Origin of the sequence: Rhodococcus sp. IEGM 1354 (assembly GCF_030056855.1) — a bacterium.
Classification (GTDB): Bacteria; Actinomycetota; Actinomycetes; order Mycobacteriales; family Mycobacteriaceae; genus Rhodococcoides.
Genome location: NZ_JASHKT010000004.1, coordinates 289674 through 310233, shown reverse-complemented (window position 1 = coordinate 310233; position 20560 = coordinate 289674). Strand labels below are relative to the sequence as shown.

The window sequence follows — 20560 nt, the reverse complement described above, 5'->3', positions numbered from 1 at the left end:
AGCAATGACCGTCATCTTGCTTCGCCATGGCCGTTCGACGTCGAACACTGCGGGCACGCTCGCAGGTCGGAGCGAAGGGGTCGAGCTCGACGACCGGGGCCGCGAGCAAGCGCAGGCGGTTGCGGAGCGGCTGGGCGCGCTCCCGGTAGTGGAGATCGTGCGCTCTCCGTTGTTGCGGTGCGAGCAGACCGTGGAACCGCTGGCCACGCGATTGGGACTGACACCGATGATCGAGGACAGGATCGTCGAGGTCGATTACGGGCAGTGGACCGGTCGCACCATCAAGGAGCTGCTGGCCGAGCCGCTCTGGAAGGTCGTTCAACAGCATCCGTCCGCAGCGGTGTTTCCCGAGGGCGAGGGCTTGGCGACGGTGCAGCAGCGCGCGGTGCAGGCGATCCGGGAGCACGATGCGCGGCTGGCCGCCCACCACGGCCGGGACGTGCTGTGGGTGGCCTGCTCTCACGGGGATGTGATCAAGTCGGTGCTGTCCGATGCGATGGGTGCCCATCTCGATTCCTTCCAGCGGATCGTTGCCGATCCGGCATCGATCAGCGTCGTGCGCTACACCTCGACTCGGCCGTTCGTGTTGCGGACCAACGACACCGGATCCGACTTGAGCGTGTTCGTGCCGAAGGCGGAAGAGCCGACGTCCGACGAAGCCGGGGCGAAACCCGACGTTGCAGACTCGTCCGATGCAGTGGTGGGCGGCGGCGCGGGCACCTAGAGATGCCAGTTCGCCGCCGATCTCCCGATCGGTGGCAGGCTGGAGGCCGAGCAATACCGTCCACGGTCGATCTGTGGCCGATAATGGAAGTTCGCGATTCGTTTCGCGGAGCTTTTCGAGTCGTTAGGAGGTGCAATGCCGCGCGCCATACACGTTTTTCGCACCCCTGATCGTTTCGTCGCCGGGACCGTAGGTGAGCCGGGTGACCGAACGTTCTTTCTCCAGGCGGTGCACGACGCCCGAGTGGTCTCGGTCGCGTTGGAGAAGCAGCAGGTACAGGTGCTGGCCGATCGAATGGGATTGCTGCTCGAGGAGGTGCAGCGCCGCTTCGGCACCGATGTGCCGGCCGAGGAGGCCGAGACACTCGACACCAGTCCGTTGGTGACCCCGATCGACACCGAATTCAGGGTCGGCACGATGGGGTTGGGCTGGGACGCCGACGCCAATGCCGTCGTGGTCGAGTTGTTGGCCGTCAGTGAGGTCGAGGTCGACGAATCCGTCGTTCTCGACGACACCGACGAGGGCCCCGACGCGGTTCGCGTGTTTCTGACACCCGTTCAGGCTCGCGAGTTCGCGGCGCGGTCCGAGCTGGTCGTGGCGGCCGGACGAGCACCGTGCCCGCTCTGCGGCCTACCGCTCGCCCCCGAGGGACACGTGTGCATCAGGACGAACGGCTACCGCCGCGGAGCCACCTTCGGACCGGTGACAGAGGTCGACGAGTCTTGACCGTCGAACTGCCTCCCTTCGAGGGCCGCAAGACCATGGAGACCGGCGAGCTGACTGTCGTCGGCCGGGTGGTCTCGGCGTCCAACGCCACCCTCGTGTGTGAGGCGGGCGACGGCGATTCGTCGGTGCGGTGTGTGTACAAACCCGTGCGTGGGGAGGTTCCGCTCTGGGACTTTCCCGACGGCACCCTCGCCGGGCGAGAAGTGGCGTCGTACGAGATCTCCGAGGCGCTCGGGTGGGGCGTGATTCCGCCCACGGTGCTGCGCGACGGTCCGTTCGGTCCCGGCATGGTGCAGAAGTGGATAGATACTCCCGAAGAGCGGGTCGAGGGCCGCGTAGACCTGGTCGACATCTGCCGTCCCGATCTCGTTCCGGCGGGCTGGATTCCGGTGTTGCAGGCCTACGACGGCGATGGCGAAGAGATCGCTCTGATCCACGCCGACGATCCACGCCTGCAGCGGATGGCGGTTCTCGACGTCATTCTCAACAATGCCGATCGCAAGGGTGGGCATGCCCTCGAAGGTCTCGACGGATATGTCTACGGGGTGGATCACGGCATCTGCCTGCACGCCGAGAACAAGCTGCGCACGGTTCTCTGGGGGTGGGCAGGTCAGGCGGTCGATCATGCTCTGATGGCCGACGTCGTGCGGTTCGTCGAGACCTTCGACACTGTCATCGCTCCGCGGCTGGTCGACAAGATAACGCTGGCCGAAACGATTGCGGTGTTGGATCGGGCCCAGCAGCTGATCGCGCGCCCGGTCATGCCGGAACCTCGATCGAGCAGACCGATACCGTGGCCCGCCTTCTGAACGGGCTCGGATAGGCTCGGCTGCATGCATTCTTGGTCCAGCCCGGAGATCCCGACAATCCCAGGACAGGGTCCAGCGCTTCGGTTGTTCGATACCGCAGATCGCCAGGTCCGTCCGGTCACCCCCGGTTCGACCGCTCGCATGTACGTCTGCGGAATCACCCCGTACGACGCCACCCACCTGGGACATGCGGCAACGTATCTGACGTTCGATCTGATCAACCGCTTGTGGCGGGATGCGGGTATCGACGTGCACTACGTGCAGAACGTCACCGATGTCGACGATCCACTGTTCGAGCGTGCGAATCGCGACGGTGAGGATTGGCGCGATCTCGGTGCGCGAGAGATCGAGCTGTTTCGCGCCGACATGGAGGCTCTGCGGGTCGTGCCACCGCGCGACTACATCGGCGCGGTCGAGTCGGTCGAGGAGGTCGTCGAACTGGTGGAGAAGCTGGTGGCGTCCGGCGCTGCCTACGTCGTCGACGACGCCGAGTACCCCGACGTGTACTTCCGTGCCGACGCCACCGAGCAATTCGGCTACGAATCCGGCTACGACCGTCCCACCATGGACACGTTCTTCGCCGAACGCGGCGGGGATCCCGATCGGCAGGGCAAGCGCGATTCACTCGATGCGCTGCTCTGGCGCGCGGTACGTCCCGGCGAACCGTCGTGGCCGTCGCCGTGGGGCCCCGGCCGACCGGGCTGGCACATCGAATGCGCCGCGATCGCACTCAACCGCATCGGAACCGGTTTCGACATCCAGGGCGGCGGAAGCGATCTCATCTTCCCGCACCACGAATTCTCGGCGGCACACGCAGAAGCGGCAACCGGTGATCCCCGGTTCGCCCGGCACTACGTGCACACGGGAATGATCGGTCTGGACGGCGAGAAGATGTCCAAGAGCCGCGGCAACCTGGTGTTCGTCTCGAAGCTCCGTGCAGAGAACGTCGATCCGGCCGCTGTGCGACTGGGCCTGCTCGCGGGCCACTACCGACAGGATCGGCCGTGGTCGGACGAGGTTCTCGAGCGAGCACACACCCGCCTCGCGCTGTGGCGTCGAGCAGCGGCACTCGGGTCCGCAGCGTCGGCCGACGACGTCGTCAACCGCCTGCGTCAGCATCTGGCCGATGACCTCGACACACCCAAGGCGCTCGATGCTCTCGACGCGTGGGCAAGTTTCGCGGTCGAGCGCGGTGGATCGGATGCGAGCGCACCCGGCGCCTTCGCCGATGCCGTCGACGCGCTGCTGGGAGTGCCGCTGCGTTAGTCCGCGGGCCGAAGGCGTAGATCCGCCAGCAGATCCGGGATCAGGCGTTCTTCCATGACCGCTCGACCCGAATCACGCAGTGCAGCAGTCAGTTCCGGGTCCCACGGAGTGTCCGTGGGATGCCCCTTCAGTGGTTCCGAGTTGCGCGCGTCCAGTGCGCGGCGGTACGAGTCGACGTCCATTCGCCACGGCACCGCGTCGTACCGGGCGAGTGCACGAGTCACCATGTGCATTCCGGCCCAGTCGAAGTCGGCACGCCATTCGATCGTGGTGCCGGGGGCACGCGCAGCCAGCAGCCGATGTACGGCGGCCGAGGGCTGACCGTCGGTGCAGATCAGGCTCGCACAGTTCGAGCCGAGAGAGCGGGCTGCGGCCGCGAGCACAGCGACGTTCTCGCACACGAACACTGTCGACGAGCTGTTGGTGAGTGGGCCGCGCGCGAGCATGTCCACGGTGACGGGAAAGGGCACGCCCTCGTCGGCTGCGTCGTTGAGCCAGCGAGCCACGGTGTGGGTCTCTTCGACGCGGTAGCCGAGTACCAGCACCCGGCTCGACACTGCGTCGACCGACACTCCTGCCGTTTCCCACAGCGCCCTGATGCCGACGGGATCGACGGGTCGAGGCACGTTCTCGCGCAACGACAGTGCATCGAGGACGAGTTTCGCGGCACCGCCGCCCGTGAGTGCCTTGGCGTCACCGGTGGCCCGTTCTGCCAGCTCGGTGAGCGACATCCCGTCCACCGGAAGCAGTGCCAGTACCTGCGTTGCGACCCCGAGCGCGTCGACGGCAACTCGGCCGCCGAGGGTGCCGTCCTGATTGAGCAACGACGCTATCCAGTGCTCGATCCACTCGCGATCGGTATCACCGCCGAGCGCCGCACGCGCCCGGTCGAGTGCATCGGCGCGCACCTGCGCCTTGTCGGCCGCGATACGCTTCTTGTCCTGCAACGGGGCCTGCCCGGTGAGGGTGTCGATCAGACCGACGCCTCCGTTGTGCGGATGGCTCAGCCACGCGTCGAACCGCTCGAGATCGAGCCGGGTGCTCCGTGCCCGAGAATGAAGGCTGGAGTTGGACTTCGAGATGGCACCGCACAGACGCCACAGTTCCGGGGCATCACTCAGGTCGACGGTGATGTTGCCGCCGACCCGAAGCCAGTTGGACTCCAACTTCTTTCGAGCAGCGTCCAACAGCGCCGCCAATTCGACGCTGCCTCGCCACTCACTGCTACCGGCCAAACTCCAGCCCACCTTCGGTTCGGGTCGGCACCCGGCGGGTCAGCGGTGATCCGAGGGCGGCTGCGAGGTCGGTGCCGTCGTGCTCGGCAAACAATTCACCGTTCTCCCACACCAGAAGTGCTGCGCTGACGGTGTTCTCGGCGGTCGAGTGCGCCAGATCGTAGTGCGCGCAACCGGGGACATCCGCATAGGTGATCCACAGGTCGTAACCGGTCATGAACAGATCCAGGTCGAATTGCACACTCAGACCGAGCAATTCGCTACGGCCGTTGTCGTCGACACCGGCGAACGCCTCGTCGAGAGCAAGCAGCCGCGGTGAATGCGGATCGGCGGACGAGAGCATCACGTGCGCCGCGGCGAACAGAGGTAAGTGCAGCGACACCGATTGCTCACCGCCCGAGAGCGCGCTGTGGCGTGCGACGGTCAGGCGGTCCTCGTTGCCGTCGCCGCTGATGAGCGTGAAGGCGAACACGCGCCAGCGGCGATAGTCCAGTGTCGCGGAGAGGATCTCGGGATACGACCGTTCCGGATGTGCCGCACGAGCGATCCTGATCTCCGACGCGAAGTGTGCACGCATCGCGGCCAGATCGTCCTGACTCAGCGCCGACGCGTCGCGGTCGAGCAGCTTGGACACCGCCCGCGCCCCGTCGTCGAGGTTGTCCGCGAGCACCCAGTGCACACCGATCGTGTTGCCCGAGGACATGCGGCGTTGCTTCATCTCGGCGGACATCTGCGCGATCAGCTCGCGTGCGTCGACGGTGCGCTCGTGAATCTGCTGTGCCAACCCGGTCAGCAGGGCGTCCTCGAGAATTCGGCGTTCCTGCTCGGTCAACAGCAGTTCCTGGTCGGCCCTGGCCGCACCGATGCGGTCGGCGAAGTCTCCGACCGACGAATAGCCTTGCTCGTCCTGGACGCGTACCACCGTCAAGCCGTCCGGTGCGTCCCACTGCAGGCGGTAGTCCTGACCGGAAGCAGCGAGTTGCGAGTCGAATTCCTGCAGGGCACTCGTCAGCGCCGTCCGTGTCGACTTCCGGCTCGAGTCGGTCACTTTCACCGACGCCGTCGCCGTGTCGAGTGCCGAATGCAGCGCGAGCACCACCGGTGGAAGTACCGGGACTTCGTCGTCGGGGCCGTCGGCCTGCTGAACTCGATACAGGATCTGTTCGACCGTGAGCCACGCCGAGTCGCTGGCCGGCCACGTGTACGTCTCGTGCACACCGAGGATGGCCAGCAGATCCTTGCGGGCGTACGGTGCCAGCCGGACGGCATCACCCAAGGTCTCGGTCACGGCAGCGCGCAGGCTTTCGAGCGCCGTGTTGCACGCACCCTCGGCCTTGCCGATCGCCTCGCCGGCTTCCTTGTCTGCTTTCCTGGCTGCTCGCTGCTCGGCACGGCACTTCTCGATGCGATCGCGCGCGTTGTCCAGATCGGTGTTTATCTGTTCGGCCGTGGCGCCGAGTTTCTCGCTCAGCAACTCCAGACGCTGCAGCTGTTGCCGATAGCTCTCGTCGGCTATCGCGGCTTCCTCGGCGAGCTCCTCGGCCAGGCCGGTGGCCTCCTCGAGGCGGTTGGTGGCCTCGCGCGCCCGCTCGCTCTCACGTGCGTGGTCGCTGCGTTTACGGATGACCGCTGCGCCCTGATGCTCGAAATGGCGAATCGCAGCGGCGAGGGCATCGACATCTCGGCCCAGGTGCGGGGTGCGATGGGCGACGGCGACGGAGCGCAGTTGTTTCTCTTTCGCGGACAGGTCGGCGATCGCCTGGTCGAATTCTCGGTCCGCCGCTGCAGAACCATCTTTCGAGGTGCGCAGTGCGCCTGCGGCTGCCGTGACGGCACGTTGTGCCTTCACGATCGCCGAGACCCGGGGGAGCTGCTTGGCGGCCGTGTTCAGCGCCTGCACCAGCTCGCGTGCCGCCAGCTCGTGCGCGGTCGCGGTCTCGAGTTCCGCTGTCGCGGTATCGATCGCTGCACCGAGGTCGGTGATGCGCTGCTCCCGCCTGCGGGCCCGCGCCGTGGCACCGATGTACTCGGCATCCGGTTTTGCGTGACGACCCTGCTGCACTCCCTGCCAGTACCGACCGTCGACGCCTATCGAGACGGGACTGTCAGAGTGGCCGTTTCGATCCTGCTGCACCGCAATCGAATTCAGTACATCGAGGATTCGAGATTCCTGAACGGCAGTACCGGGCTCGGGTTCCAGCACGGACGCGAGCGTCGATCCGGTCGGCCTCGCGCCCACCGGCAGCGGCGACAGATATTGCTCCGACGTCGCGTCGACGGGGGAGTCTGCGGTCGGGTGGATCCACCCGTCGAGCAGATTGGCGGCCTGCAGCGCGGATTCGATGCCCGCTGCGTCGGCAGGGGAGACCGCGTCGGCAAACCGAACCAGTTGCCACAGCGGTGCGCCCGAGAGATCTGCACGGCTGTCGGTGCGCGCCGCGAACGGTGGTGGAGCATCGTCGTGTTCGGCTCGTACGAGGGACAGTTCGTCACGCAGCGCCTTCACCTCGGCCTCGCGCGCGGCCACGTCGACGCGTGCTTGTGCCTGCCGGGCGCGAATCGCGTCGATACCATCCGAGGTCTGCTCTGCGAGGACCGATTCCAGGCTCGGGGCGTCGTCGTCGCCGATGTCTGCCAGGGCCGCGTCGAGGGCCTCGAAGACAGAGGACGTAATGCCCGCGGAAGAGTAGAGCGAGGAGTGGCTCGACCACCAGGCCCGCAGACCCGAAGCGAACTGCGCCTTCTCGAGGTCCACTGTCGCCTCGGCCTCGGTGACGGCAACCGCGGCTGCTTCGAGCAACTCTCGCGCCTTCGTGGCGGCCTTCTCCGCGCGAGCGCGTTCCGTGGACGCCTTCTCGACGGTGGCCAGTGCCTCACGCACTGCACGTACGTCGCCGTCACGTTCCTCGGCGTGCCCACGAAGCGCGGTACTGATCTGGTCACTGCGCGCCGTACCGGGCAATGGGGTCCAGACGATGCCCGCATCCTCGGCCGCAGTCTGCAGCTCGTCCTCCGCGCGAGTCACCCCGGCAACGGAGTCTCGGAGTGCGGCGTCCGCCCGGGCCGCCTCGACCGTGCGCTGTTCCAATTCTGCCTGCGCTTTGCGTGCGCGATCCGCCTGCTGCGCCGTCGAAACCTCCAATTTCGCAGCGGATTCAGCGAGATCGTCCAGCTGCTGCTTACCCTCGTAGGCACTCGAGCGCTGCAGGGTCTCCCGGTCCGCGACGGCCTGATCGAGCGCACGCTCGGCCTCGTCGAATCGAGTCTCTGCGGCCGCCCGTTCCAGCAGACGCCTGTCTTTCAGGGCAGCGGCGGCAAAGTGCGCGGTGGTCGCGTGCGTCACGGCTTCGAGCCGACGCGAGACTTGCTCGACATCGGAACGGGTTTGTACTCGAAGGTATTTGGAGTAGACCGACACGAAGTTCCTGGCCGCCTGATCGGCTTGGGCCAGTCCCTCCAGTGCGCGTCCCACTTCCTCCATGTCGCTGAAGGAACGTGCCGCCTCGAGCACCATCTGCTCGTCGAGGGGACGCAGACCGTCGGTCAGCGCCTGAGACAACCCTTTCGGATCGAGATTCTTGGCCAACTGCGGACGGCGAAGTGTCAGAATCAGATTGATCAACTGGTCGTACCGTTGCGCGCCGAGCCCGAACATCCGGGCATCGATCGCGGCGCGATAGTCGACCGGACGATCGGTCAGGGCATCGCTGCCGAGTTGTTCGGCCAACTGCTTCTTCGTCAACGGCCGGTCGTCGGAACCCAACAACGAGAAGTCGACGCCCACTCGGCCGTCGGCCACGAAGTACCAGCGCGTCACCTTGTCGTTGTGGCGGCTCGCCCGCATACCGATTCCGACGGTCACCGATTCGGGGTCCTCGCGCGAACCGCGGCCGAACTCCATCCACACGTACGAGTGTGCGCTTTCCTGCCCTCGGTAGAGCAGGTTGGACTTCATGGTTCGTTCTTCACCGGCGAACGGGTTGAGTCGGCGCGGCTCGATCCGGCCGTCGAGGACGAAGGGAAACAGCACTTCGAGCGCTTTGGTCTTGCCGGATCCGTTGGGTCCACGCAACACCAATCGACCGTCCGCGAAGGAGAACTCCTGATCCCGGTAGTCCCACAGGTTGACGATTCCGGCGCGCGTGGGCCGAAAGCGATTCGAGTGTGCGGTCATCTACTCAGGCCTCTACTTCGGATGAATCGGTACTGGGGGCTTGTTCGGTGCCGAAGAGCGAGTCCTGCGGGGCTCGGTCACGCACGCTGACCATCACGTCTCGGTACCGAGCGATCACCGGTAGCACCAACACGCCGCCGGACACGCTGTGTATCAACCGAAGTCGATGCAACAGCGCAATCGCTCGTACGCGCAGACCGTCTCGGTCGGTCTGCCACTGCGCTGCGAACGTGCGACCGAATCGGTCGACGAGATCGTCGACGACCGAGACCAGCCAACTGTCCTCGATCAGCGGGTACTGTGTGCGCTCCGCCGGATTCTCCACCGTTGTCGGATCGGCAGGAAATCCGAAATCGGCCAGGTCACCGAAGATTCCGCCGCCGGGGATCGCGTCGTCCAACTGTTCGACGAGTAGGTCGCTCGCGGTCAGCGGATACGTGGACAGTGCCGGAGCATCGGGATCCACGACCCGATCGGAGATTTCTCCCGCAATGAGCAACGCAACTTGCGCGATCGTTCCGGTGCTGGGAAAGCGGTGGTCGGACAACCGTCCCGAGGTGTCGATGAGGGCCACACCTTCGGCGCGACGCTCGGCAACGAGACCGGTGAGCAACTCGACGTCCGCGACGGTGCGCGAGGCAGTCAGGGCGGTGCGTGCGTCCCCATCGAGATCGTTGAGGTAGACGACGGGATGCTCGACCAACGCCCGGCGGACCGCGCGCAGAACTTCTTTCGGATCTGTGTCCCGTGAGGAATCGGACTGCCCGAGATCGGGGTCCTCGGGATCGAGTGGCGCATCCGAGCCGGCCAGCAGCCCGCGAATCGAACGCAGGTGCTGCACGGCACGCGGCGGCCGAAACATCGCGACGACCACCGATCGGTCGATGTCGTACAGGGCCTCACCGGCCGTTGGATTGTTCGCCCAGCCGGTGGCGTCGCCGTCGGCCAGCGAGATCGCACCACGCGTGGCGAGCCATCCGATCGCGTCGACGAAAGCGTCTCGGTCGCTCGCGCGGTCGGTCGTGAGTTCGACTCCGTCCACCTGACTCGACTCCGTCGCAACGTGATCGGCTAGTTCGGACAGAGTGATCTGGTTTCCGGCCCGACCCAGTGCGGCGAGCGCCAGCGCCAGATACGCGTACCTGCGGCGGTCGAACACCCGCTCGGAGGGCGTTCGCGCGGGTTGACTGTCGTCGAGACGATCTATCACGGGGAACAGACGCGCGGTCGTCTCGGTGACCTCGAAGCGATAGCCGAACAGTTCGAGGAGATCCTCGCGCAGTTCGGTTGCCCACCTGCGCAGCAGTGGCAACGCGATTCGATCGGGGTACGTCGCCGTGACCAAGTGATTGGACAACGCAACGCGGGCGGCCCGCTGGTAGGAATCCAGAGCGAGCGAGGAGATTTCACGAGCTCTCATCGACGTGCCACCTCACTGACGTCGAGGGCGAGGCGGTCCAGATGCAATCGGCCTCGGCTCGTGCGCACGATCGTCGAACGGTCGCTGTCGCTCAGCGTCAGGCGCACGCCGCTGTCCGATCCGGACGAGTCCGAGGTCCGTCCGCTCACGCGTACCCGGGCAGTCAACGCGGCGTTGAGCAGGCTCAGCAGAACTTCGGTTTCCTGCTCGTTCAGAATTCGGTCGTGGATTCCGGCCGAGGCGAGCGACTGCGCCGCGGCGCTGCGTGATCGCTGCGACTCGAGTTGCTGCTCACGCAGTCGTCTGATGCCGCCGTCGTTGCGCTGCACGCGTCCCGGAACACCGGGGGTCGGAGTGCGTCCGGTCTCGGCCAACGTGCGCGAGATCTCGACCGGCGGTGCTTCCCACCATGATCGGGATGTGGGGATGATGTCGGCGTCGGGATGGACCATCGAGAGGTGCCGCGGCCGGCCGAGGCCGAACACTGCGTGAAACAGAGCATGTGCGCTGTCCTCGGTGGGGGCAGCAGCGAACCAGCCGGCCAGATGCCGCAGTTGGCTCTCTCGACTCACCCCGCCCTTACGGGTTTCCGTGACGCGCCGGAGCAGTGACAGCACAGCAGCGATCGCGCTCATCGTGCCCTCGCGGAGGCGCTCGGATTCGCTGAGCTCGGATTCGGCCGCGACGAACCAGTGCGACAACCCGGCCCATCGGTCGGTCCAGTCCGCTCGCCGTTCGTCGACGGAGAGAAATACTCGTTCGTCGCTGATCGCGGCACGGTCGACGAGTTCCTCGATGCCGGTGCTCTCGACGAGTGCGATCGCTTCTGCCAACTTGGGGGCATAACGGGTGAGATCCGAGCTGAACTCGCGCATGTGCGTCAGCAACGCGTCCTTGTGGACCAGAAAAGACTCGGGAGTGATCTCGGTCGTGCGCACGAGATCGCCCAGGACCAGGTAGAAATGTGCGGCGCGCGTCGCCATCTCCGACAGTGTCGAGTCGAGTCGACTGAGTTTGCGATAGATGCGGTCGCCGTCGGCCTGACGGTTCGCTTCGGCCAGCTCGTGCATGTCGGCCAGCAGCTCCGGCAACACCAGCCGCGACAGCGAGGCGTCGTCGAGGCGGGCGCCCAGCACGTCCTCGACTGCGCGGTAGGCCTTGTATCCCGCCTGAGCGAACTGGTAGACGAAGTGCCGGTTGCGGTACTCGGCGAGGGTCGCCGCACGGGTGCCGTCGTAGCTGCGTTCCAGCAGGCCCCAGGTGTGGAGTTGATCGAGCAGGGGTGCGATGTCCAGTGTGGTCAGCGCGTCGTGCCGCCCGGGGCTACGGGCGATGAGATCGGCGACGTCGCCCGAGTGCAGCAACACCACGTAGTTCGCGCGAGCGGTGTCGAACGCCCGCAGTACTGCCAGGTATTCGGATCTCTTCTCGGCGACGGCGAACGAGAAGAGACCGAGACGGTCTTCCTCCACGAACGCATTCGCGGCACCCAGCCGTGCGTCCTCGCCTGATTCGGTCACTGGAACAGGGTAGGGGGTAGGAGTGGAGCCTGCGGAATGACCCTGGTGGGAGGAGTGGAGCCTGCGGAATGACCGTGGGGGTAGGAGTGCCAGTTGTTCAACCGTGCCGGTTACAGCTCTACGGTCACTTTTCCGTTCACCACGGCCGCGGGGTAGGTGCGCACCGAGTCGATGCCGCTCGGGCAGGTGCCGTCATCGAGGGAGAAGGCGTATTGATGAAGTGGGCAGACGACTACGGCCCCGTCGATCTGGCCGTCGGCCAGTGGTCCGCCGCGGTGCGGGCAGACGGCGTCCATCGCGCGCACCGAACCGTCACCGAGCAGGAACACCGCGACCTGCTTACCGTCCACGACGTAGGCCCGTCCCTCGCCGGGAGTCAGATCTTCCAACGCTCCCACCGGCACGCTCATCGGACCGGCACCTGCGGCAGCGGGAGCAGTGGCAGCGAGGGTGCGAACTGCGCGGGCGATCTGGGTGCCGTGCGATCCTGCCATGGGTCCACGTAGCCGTCGACCGATGTTTGCAGTCGCTCGTCGAGTCCGGCCACGATGCCGTCACGGTCGTCGATCAGCACGCTCTGCAGTTCTTCCAGGCCGAGGCGCGGAACCCACGCGTACGTTCGCTCGAGCCACTGAGCGTTCTCGCGGTAGTGCTGAATGAACCTGCCTGCCACGGTCAGAACCTCCTCGGCCCCCGTCACGGTGGCCAGTAGATCGCCCTTGCGGATGTGTGCGCCTGCCGCGCCGCCGACGTAGATCTCCCACTTGTCCTCGCCCACCGAGACGACGCCGAAGTCCTTGCACAGCGCCTCCGAGCAGTTGCGAGGGCAGCCGGCGACCGCGAGCTTCAACTTTGCCGGAGTCTCCAAGCCTTGGAAGCGCTCTTCGAGGGCGATACCGAGAGCCGTCGAGTCGCCGAGGCCGAAGCGGCAGAAGTCGCTGCCCACGCAGGTTTTCACCGTGCGCATGCTTTTGCCGTAGGCGAAGCCCGAGGGCATGTCCAGATCGCCCCACACTTTCGGCAGGTCTTCCTTCTTGATGCCGAGCAGGTCGATACGTTGTCCACCGGTCACCTTGACCAGCGGCACGTGGTACTTGTCGGCAACGTCGGCGATCTTGCGAAGCTGATCCGGGGTGGTGACGCCACCCTTCATCTGCGGTACCACCGAGAACGTGCCGTCCCGCTGGATATTGGCGTGCACCCGGTCGTTGATGAACAACGCGCCGCGCTCGTCCACCCAATCCGGACCCCACACGGTGCGCAGCAGTGACGCCAACGGCATTTTGGCGGCGGCGTCCTCCAGACCGTCGGTCGCAAGGGCCGTGAACACCTGCGAGACTGCCCGAAGGTCTCGCGACCTGATGGCATCGATCAGTTCCGGCTTCGCCATCGGGATACAGGGCACGTACCGGTCTGCGGTGGGGTCCGTTTCGACAGCACCGCCGGCTGCGCACGCGATGATGTCTTTCACCAACCCCTTACAGGACCCACATCCCTTGCCCGCGCGAGTCTTCGCGGTCACGTCGCTCAAATTCTTGGCACCCGCGTGCACGCAGGCCACGATGGCACCCTTGGTGACGCCGTTGCAGTTGCACACCTGGACGTCGTCGGCCAATTCGGCGGCTCCTGTTGCCGCAGTGGGGGTTCCCATGTCGAAGAGCATGCTGATGCGCTCGTCGGGCAGCGGCACCTTCTCGTCGAACGCCTGGGTGAGGAAGTTGGCCTTGGAGATGTCGCCCAGCAGGGTGGCGCCGACGAGTTTGTTGTTCCGCACGATGACCGATTTGTACGTGCCACTGCGGGGTTCGTAGAACTGTACGAATTCGTCGTCGTCGCGCTCGGGCGCGGTGATCCCCATCGAGGCGACGTCGACACCGGCCACCTTGAGCTTGGTGGTCAGACGCGAACCGTGGTACGCGGCAGTGGGATCGGCCCCGGTGAGTACGTCGGCCAGGACAGCGGCCTGCTCCCAGAGTGGTGCGACGAGGCCGTAGACCTCGCCGCGATGCTGACAGCACTCGCCGACGGCATAGATGGATCCCTCGTCCTCGCAACGCAATTGGTCGTCGACCACGATTCCGCGTTCGATCACCAAGCCACCGGCGCGAGCGAAGTCGACACTGGGCCGAATCCCGGCCGTCACGACCACCATGTCCGCGTCGAGTGAAGTGCCGTCGTTGAAACCGACGCCGATGACGGTACCGTCGTCCGACCGCAACACCGAGGTGGTTCTCTTCGAGGTGTGTACACCGACGCCGAGCGACTCGATCTTGTTGCGCAACACCCGTCCACCGCGCTCGTCGAGCTGCTGGTTCATCAGGTGCCCGGGGGAGTGCACCACGTTCACGTCCAGCCCTTGCGTCCGCAGTCCGTACGCTGCTTCGAGACCGAGCAGTCCGCCACCGATGACCACCGCCGACACGTCGTCGCGCGACTGCGCCATCTGCAGCATGCCGTTGGTGTCGGCGATCGTGCGGAATCCGAACACCCCACGTGCCAGCCTGCCGTCGGACTCTCGCAGACCGTCCATGTTCGGGAAGAACGTGTTACTACCGGTGGCGATGATCAGTACGTCGTAGTCGACGGACCGACCGCTTTCGCACACAACCGTTTTGGAGAACCGGTCGAGCGACACGGCACGATCGCCCACGTGCAACGTCACGCCGTTCTCGCTGTACCAACTCATGGGGTTGAGAACGAGATCCTCGTCGTCGACGGTGGCCTCACCGGACAGCACGTGGGAAAGCATGATTCGGTTGTAATTGCCGTACGGTTCGTCGCCGATCATCGTGATGTCGAACAGCGAGCTGCCGTGTCGCTCGAGGATCTGCTCGACCGTTCGGGCACCGGCCATTCCGTTGCCGATCACCAGCAATCGCTGTTTTCCCGCAGTCATCAGACCAGCACCAGACCGAAGTCGACGACGACCTCTCCGCTTGTTCCGGCAGGGGCCGCGACCATCAGCTCGAGCACGGTATCGGGATCCACGTCCTCGACGACCCGCAGCGGAATGTTGACGCCGGTCTTGGCTCCCATCGGGAACATACGCATCGGACTGCCGTCGCGCAGCAACGTCACGACCACGAGTTCGGCGCTGGAGTTCCCGCCACGGAAGTACAGCGGTTGGGCCGTCACCCCCTCGGGGACGACGAAACTCAGGCTGGGATCGATCAACTCGGGCTTGTCCAGACCCTTGCCGGAAAAGGAGAAGACGCCTTGCAGAAATCGCGGTGTGCTGGCCATACCCACGAGGCTCCGGTGTCGGGGTGACGCCACCGCTGCGGTGACGTTACGTCGGCATCAGAAAGACCTCACCGGCTCCGGGCTCCTCGTGTGCGTTCGGGTCATAGCCCGAAGTTGCCCGGGCCGCGCCGCCGGAGGTACTTCTCGAACTCCGCCGCGATGGCGTCGCCGTCGATCTTGGCGATCGCATCGGACATGTCCACCTCGGCGTCACCACGCTCCTCGAGGCTGCGCACGTACTCGCTGATCTCCTCGTCCTCTTTGGTCATCTCGTTGACCGCCTCCTCCCACTCCTCGGCCTGCGTGGGCAGCTCGCCGAGCGGCACCTCGATGTCGAGTACGTCCTCGACTCGCTGCAACAGAGCGACGGTGGCCTTGGGATTGGGCGGCTGCGAGACGTAATGGGGTACTGCTGCCCAGAACGACACAGCCGGCACCCCCGCCTTGACGCATTCGTCTTGCAGCACGCCGGTGATGCCCGTGGGCCCTTCGTAGCGGGTCTGTTCGAGGTTGAACTGTTCGGCCGCCTCGGTGCTGTAGGCAGTGCCGGTGACCGGAACGGGCCTGGTGTGCGGGGTGTCCGCCAGAAGCGCGCCGAGAATGACGACAGTTTCGACGCCCAGTTGCTCGACGAACTCGAGCAGGTCGTCGCAGAAGCTGCGCCACCGCATGTTGGGCTCGATACCACGCAGCAAGACCACGTCACGGTCGCTGCCGGGCGGCGAACACACCGACAACCGAGTCGACGGCCACTCGATCTCGCGGGTGACACCATCCACCTGCCGAACCGTCGGCCTGTTGACCTGGTAGTCGTAGTAATCTTCCGAGTCCAGCTCGGCCAGCGGGCTGGCATCCCAGATCAGCTCCAGGTGCTCGACGGCACCGCTCGCCGCGTCTCCTGCGTCGTTCCAGCCCTCGAAAGCGGCGACCAGTATGGGGGAGCGCAGCTCGGGAATGTCGTCGTCCAGATCGTCCTCGTCGTAGTCGGCGTCACTGTCTGTGGCGTTTGCCACAGCATCCTGCACGGCCTCGATCAGCGCGGCGTCCAAGGGGATGTCCGCGTCGGCACCTGAATTGTCCATTTTGTCGGTACCGTCGTCGAGCGGGGACTGATCATCGAGGTTTCGGGGACTCACCACGACAGCCTACGACTCGAGGTAACTGTGGTGCCCACTACTCTGTAGTGATGCCCGATCAACACAAGCCCGGTCTGCTCGATGCGATTTCACGTCGCGTTGTCATCGGCGACGGAGCAATGGGCACGATGCTCCAGGATGCCGACCTCACTCTCGACGACTTCCTCGGCCTCGAGGGATGCAACGAGATTCTGAACCACACCAGGCCCGACGTGCTGCGCGAGATCCACCGCGAGTACTTCGCGGCCGGTGCGGACGCCGTGGAAACGAACACGTTCGGATGCAACCTGCCCAACCTGGCCGATTACGACATCGAGGATCGAATCCGAGAGTTGGCCGAGAAGGGCACCCGGCTCGCACGCGAGACAGCGGACGAGATGGGCCCCGGCCGTGACGGGATGGACCGGTACGTCCTGGGTTCCATGGGCCCCGGAACCAAGCTCCCCACACTCGGCCACGCCCCGTTCGCGCGGCTGCGCGATGCCTACACCGAGGCTGCGCTCGGAATGATCGACGGCGGTGCCGACGCCATTCTGGTCGAGACGTGCCAGGACTTGCTGCAGGTCAAGGCAGCGATCATCGGTAGCCAGCACGCCATGGACAAGCTCGGCGTCCGAATCCCGATCATCACCCATGTGACGGTCGAGACGACGGGCGCAATGCTCGTCGGCAGCGAGATCGGTGCAGCCCTCACTGCGCTCGAACCGCTGGGCATCGACATGATCGGGCTCAACTGCGCCACCGGTCCCGCCGAGATGAGCGAGCACCTGCGCCACCTGTCCAAGCATTCACGTCTTCCGGTATCGGTGATGCCCAATGCCGGACTGCCCACGCTGGGCGCGAAAGGGGCCGAGTACCCACTGACGGCCCCCGAACTGGCCGCGGCTCTGAGCGGCTTCGTCAGCGAGTACGGCTTGGCTCTGGTGGGCGGGTGCTGTGGCACCACGCCCGAGCACATCCGCCAGGTTGCCGACATGGTGCACGGTGCCACGAAACTCGAACGCCGGCCGGCCCCGGAGCCGGGCGTCTCCTCGCTCTACACTGCAGTTCCGTTCGAGCAGGATGCCAGCATCCTGATGATCGGTGAGCGCACCAACTCCAACGGCTCCAAGGCATTTCGTGACGCGATGCTCGCCGAGGACTACGAGAAGTGCCTCGACATCGCCAAGGATCAGACACGCGACGGTGCCCACATGCTCGACCTCAACGTCGACTACGTCGGGCGCGATGGTGCTGCCGACATGGCCGCACTCGCAAGCAGATTGGCGACCGCCTCCACGCTGCCGATCATGCTCGACTCCACCGAACCGGCCGTGCTCGAAGCCGGTCTCGAGCACCTCGGCGGCCGTAGCGCCGTCAACTCGGTCAATTACGAGGACGGCGACGGACCCGATTCGCGGTTCCAGAAGATCATGCGCCTGGTCAAGGAGCACGGTGCCGCCGTCGTCGCCCTCACCATCGACGAGGAGGGACAGGCTCGAACGGCCGAATGGAAGGTGCGTGTCGCAGATCGCCTGATCACCGACATCACCGAGAACTGGGGCCTGCGCCACGAGGACATCATCGTCGATACCCTCACCTTCCCGATCTCCACCGGCCAGGAAGAGGTTCGACGCGATGGCATCGAAACCATCGAGGCGATCCGGCAGCTCAAGGAGAAGTATCCGAAGGTGCACACCACCCTCGGGTTGTCGAACATCTCGTTCGGCCTCAATCCTGCTGCCCGGCAGGTGCTGAACTCGGTCTTCCTGCACGAGTGCACCCAGGCCGGTCTGGACACCGCCATCGTGCATGCCTCGAAGATCCTGCCGATGAACAAGATTCCCGACGAGCAACGCGAGACCGCACTGGATCTGGTGTACGACCGTCGATCCGAAGGCTACGACCCGCTGCAGAAGCTCATGCAGCTGTTCGAGGGCGTCTCGGCAGCATCGGCTCGCGAATCGCGCGCCGAGGAACTGGGTCGGCTGCCGTTGTTCGAGCGGCTCGAACGGCGCATCGTGGACGGCGAACGCAACGGCCTCGACACAGATCTCGATGCAGCGATGACCGAGAAGCCACCGCTGGCGATCATCAACGAGACGCTGCTCTCGGGCATGAAGACCGTGGGCGAGCTGTTCGGTTCCGGCCAGATGCAGCTGCCGTTCGTGCTCGCGTCCGCCGAGGTGATGAAGGCAGCCGTGGCGTACTTGGAGCCACACATGGAGGCGACCGACGACGACGGCAAGGGCCGCATCGTGCTCGGTACCGTCAAGGGCGATGTCCACGACATCGGTAAGAACCTCGTCGACATCATTCTGAGCAACAACGGCTACGAGGTGGTCAATCTCGGTATCAAGCAACCGATTTCGACTATTCTCGAAGCCGCGTTGGACAAGCGAGCCGACGTCATCGGAATGTCCGGGCTACTGGTGAAGTCGACGGTGGTCATGAAGGACAACCTGATCGAACTCAACTCCCGCGGCGTGGCAGAGCAATTCCCCGTTCTGCTCGGCGGTGCTGCGCTGACGCGGTCGTACGTCGAGAACGATCTGCAGGACGTCTACGAGGGCGACGTGCACTACGCGCGGGACGCGTTCGAAGGCCTGCGTCTGATGGACACCATCATGACCACCAAGCGCGGCGGTGGCCCGGCTCCCGACAGTCCCGAAGCGCTCGCCGCGAAAGCCAAGGCTGCCGAACGCAAAGAGCGCCACGAACGGTCGAAGCGCATCGCCGAGAAGCGCAAGGCCGCCGAGGCACCGGTCGTGGTACCCGAGCGATCCGACGTCGCTGCGGACATCGACATTCCGGTACCGCCGTTCTGGGGCACCCGCATCGTCCGAGGCGTGTCCCTCGCCGACTACTCGGGCCTGCTCGACGAACGTGCCCTGTTCCTGGGGCAGTGGGGCCTGCGCGGAGCACGCAAGGGTGAGGGTGCCACCTACGAGGATCTGGTGGAGTCGGAAGGCAAGCCACGCCTGCGGTATTGGCTGGATCGTCTGAGTACGGACGGCATCCTCGCGCACGCCGCTCTGGTGTACGGATACTTCCCGGCGGTTTCGGAGGGCGACGACGTCGTCGTACTCACCGAGCCCGAACCCGATGCGCCGGAACGCTTTCGGTTCACGTTCCCGCGTCAGCACCGCGATCGGTTTCTCTGCATCGCCGACTTCGTCCGATCACGCACTGCGGCAAGGGAATCCGGGCAAGTCGACGTGCTGCCGATGAACCTGGTCACCATGGGGCAGCCCATCGCGGACTTCGCGAACGAATTGTTCGCCGCCGACGCCTACCGCGACTACCTCGAAGTACACGGGATCGGAGTGCAGCTCACAGAGGCTCTCGCCGAATACTGGCATCGCCGAGTCCGCGAGGAACTGAAACTGTCCGACGGCAAATCGGTCGCTGCAGAGGATCCCACCGAGGCCGAGGGGTACTTCAAGCTCGAATACCGCGGAGCCCGTTACTCGTTCGGGTACGGAGCATGCCCCGATCTCGAGGACCGGATCAAGCTCGCCGCACTCCTCGAACCCGAGCGAATCGGCGTCAAGCTCTCCGAGGAACTGCAGCTGCACCCCGAACAGTCGACCGATGCGTTCGTACTTCACCACCCGGAGGCCAAGTACTTCAATGTCTAGAACCCACCTGCACGGTGTCCTGTGGGACATGGACGGCACACTGCTCGACTCGGAGAAGATCTGGGACGTGGCCATCGGTGAGTACTCCCGCACACTGGGAACCGAACTCAGCGCGGAAGTACGCGAGAGCACCCTCGGCAATTCCATGCCGGACGCCTTGCGCAAGGTGCTCGCCAACGCATCCGTTGCGGTCACCGACGAGAATCTGACCGAAGGCCGCGAGTGGTTGACCTCGCGCGTCGGCGACATGTTCGCCGAAGGCATTCCATGGCGGCCCGGTGCCGAGGATGCTCTTGCCCTCGTGCGCGATATGGGCCTGGCCACCGGATTGGTCACCAACACCGAACGTGGCCTCGTCGAGCGTGCATTGGAGACTCTCGGCCGCGACTACTTCGACATCACCGTCAGTGGCGACGAGGTCGAGTTCGGGAAACCGCACCCGGCACCGTACCTGCGGGGTGCCGCGCTGCTCGGCGTCGACGTCGGTGCCTGCCTTGCAGTGGAGGATTCACCGACTGGCTCGCTGTCCGCACATGCTGCCGGCTGCCCGGTGCTGGTCGTCCCGTCCGAGGTGGCAATTCCCGCAGCGCCGGGTTACACCATCCGCGACGGTCTGGTCGGACTCACCGCCGATGACGTCCGGCGGGCGTGGGCGGCCTGAGTCCTCGAATCTCGACCGAATTGATT

General features: G+C 65.3%; 14 protein-coding genes. 6 read left to right on the top strand and 8 right to left on the bottom strand.

The genetic code is table 11. The features are described 5' to 3' along the window. Nucleotides 1–4 precede the first annotated feature (4 nt). The 4 genes from QM588_RS11045 to mshC all read left to right on the top strand — a co-directional run bounded on the left by QM588_RS11045 (nucleotide 5) and on the right by mshC (nucleotide 3525). Complete coding sequence (locus QM588_RS11045) at nucleotides 5–724, top strand: histidine phosphatase family protein (protein WP_283313256.1); 720 nt, start codon at nucleotides 5–7, stop codon at nucleotides 722–724. 135 nt (nucleotides 725–859) lie between these two features. Beyond that, on the top strand, nucleotides 860–1450 hold the full coding sequence (locus QM588_RS11040; protein ID WP_283313255.1) for a DUF3090 domain-containing protein: 591 nt from the start codon (nucleotides 860–862) through the stop codon (nucleotides 1448–1450). A gap of 35 nt (nucleotides 1451–1485) precedes the next feature. Next, entirely contained in the window at nucleotides 1486–2259 is a 774-nt protein-coding gene (locus QM588_RS11035) for an SCO1664 family protein (protein WP_283313537.1), read from the top strand. A gap of 24 nt (nucleotides 2260–2283) precedes the next feature. Then, nucleotides 2284–3525, top strand: a complete 1242-nt coding sequence (gene mshC, locus QM588_RS11030; RefSeq protein ID WP_283313254.1) for a cysteine--1-D-myo-inosityl 2-amino-2-deoxy-alpha-D-glucopyranoside ligase — start codon at nucleotides 2284–2286, stop codon at nucleotides 3523–3525. Here mshC and QM588_RS11025 read toward each other — a convergent pair. The 8 genes from QM588_RS11025 to QM588_RS10990 form a co-directional block, all read right to left on the bottom strand. After that, nucleotides 3522–4760, bottom strand: coding sequence for a DUF2399 domain-containing protein (locus QM588_RS11025; protein WP_283313252.1), 1239 nt, complete (start codon nucleotides 4758–4760; stop codon nucleotides 3522–3524). The genes mshC and QM588_RS11025 overlap by 4 nt on opposite strands. Next, entirely contained in the window at nucleotides 4750–8934 is a 4185-nt protein-coding gene (locus QM588_RS11020) for a TIGR02680 family protein (RefSeq protein ID WP_283313250.1), read from the bottom strand. The genes QM588_RS11025 and QM588_RS11020 overlap by 11 nt, the downstream gene beginning before the upstream one ends. 4 nt (nucleotides 8935–8938) lie before the next feature. Further along, a complete protein-coding gene (locus QM588_RS11015) occupies nucleotides 8939–10354 on the bottom strand; it encodes a DUF2398 family protein (RefSeq protein WP_283313248.1) in 1416 nt (471 codons plus the stop codon). Beyond that, on the bottom strand, nucleotides 10351–11826 hold the full coding sequence (locus QM588_RS11010) for a TIGR02677 family protein (RefSeq protein WP_336620072.1): 1476 nt from the start codon (nucleotides 11824–11826) through the stop codon (nucleotides 10351–10353). The genes QM588_RS11015 and QM588_RS11010 overlap by 4 nt, the downstream gene beginning before the upstream one ends. A 158-nt stretch (nucleotides 11827–11984) precedes the next feature. Then, nucleotides 11985–12284 carry a Rieske (2Fe-2S) protein gene (locus tag QM588_RS11005; RefSeq protein ID WP_283313243.1) on the bottom strand — a complete coding sequence of 100 codons (300 nt, stop codon included), beginning with the start codon at nucleotides 12282–12284 and terminating at the stop codon, nucleotides 11985–11987. Continuing rightward, nucleotides 12281–14770, bottom strand: a complete 2490-nt coding sequence (nirB, locus tag QM588_RS11000; RefSeq protein WP_283313241.1) for a nitrite reductase large subunit NirB — start codon at nucleotides 14768–14770, stop codon at nucleotides 12281–12283. The genes QM588_RS11005 and nirB overlap by 4 nt, the downstream gene beginning before the upstream one ends. Continuing rightward, nucleotides 14770–15117 carry a molybdopterin oxidoreductase gene (locus QM588_RS10995; protein WP_283313238.1) on the bottom strand — a complete coding sequence of 116 codons (348 nt, stop codon included), beginning with the start codon at nucleotides 15115–15117 and terminating at the stop codon, nucleotides 14770–14772. Before QM588_RS10995 ends, nirB begins: the two co-directional genes overlap by 1 nt. A gap of 101 nt (nucleotides 15118–15218) precedes the next feature. Beyond that, a complete protein-coding gene (locus tag QM588_RS10990; protein WP_442972902.1) occupies nucleotides 15219–16199 on the bottom strand; it encodes a PAC2 family protein in 981 nt (326 codons plus the stop codon). Nucleotides 16200–16303: 104 nt separating this feature from the next. Between QM588_RS10990 and metH the strand changes: the two genes are divergently transcribed. Together metH and QM588_RS10980 are read left to right on the top strand one after the other, a co-directional pair. Beyond that, entirely contained in the window at nucleotides 16304–19873 is a 3570-nt protein-coding gene (gene metH, locus QM588_RS10985; RefSeq protein WP_283313234.1) for a methionine synthase, read from the top strand. Further along, a complete protein-coding gene (locus tag QM588_RS10980) occupies nucleotides 19866–20534 on the top strand; it encodes an HAD family hydrolase (protein WP_283313232.1) in 669 nt (222 codons plus the stop codon). The genes metH and QM588_RS10980 overlap by 8 nt, the downstream gene beginning before the upstream one ends. Nucleotides 20535–20560: the final 26 nt, after the last annotated feature.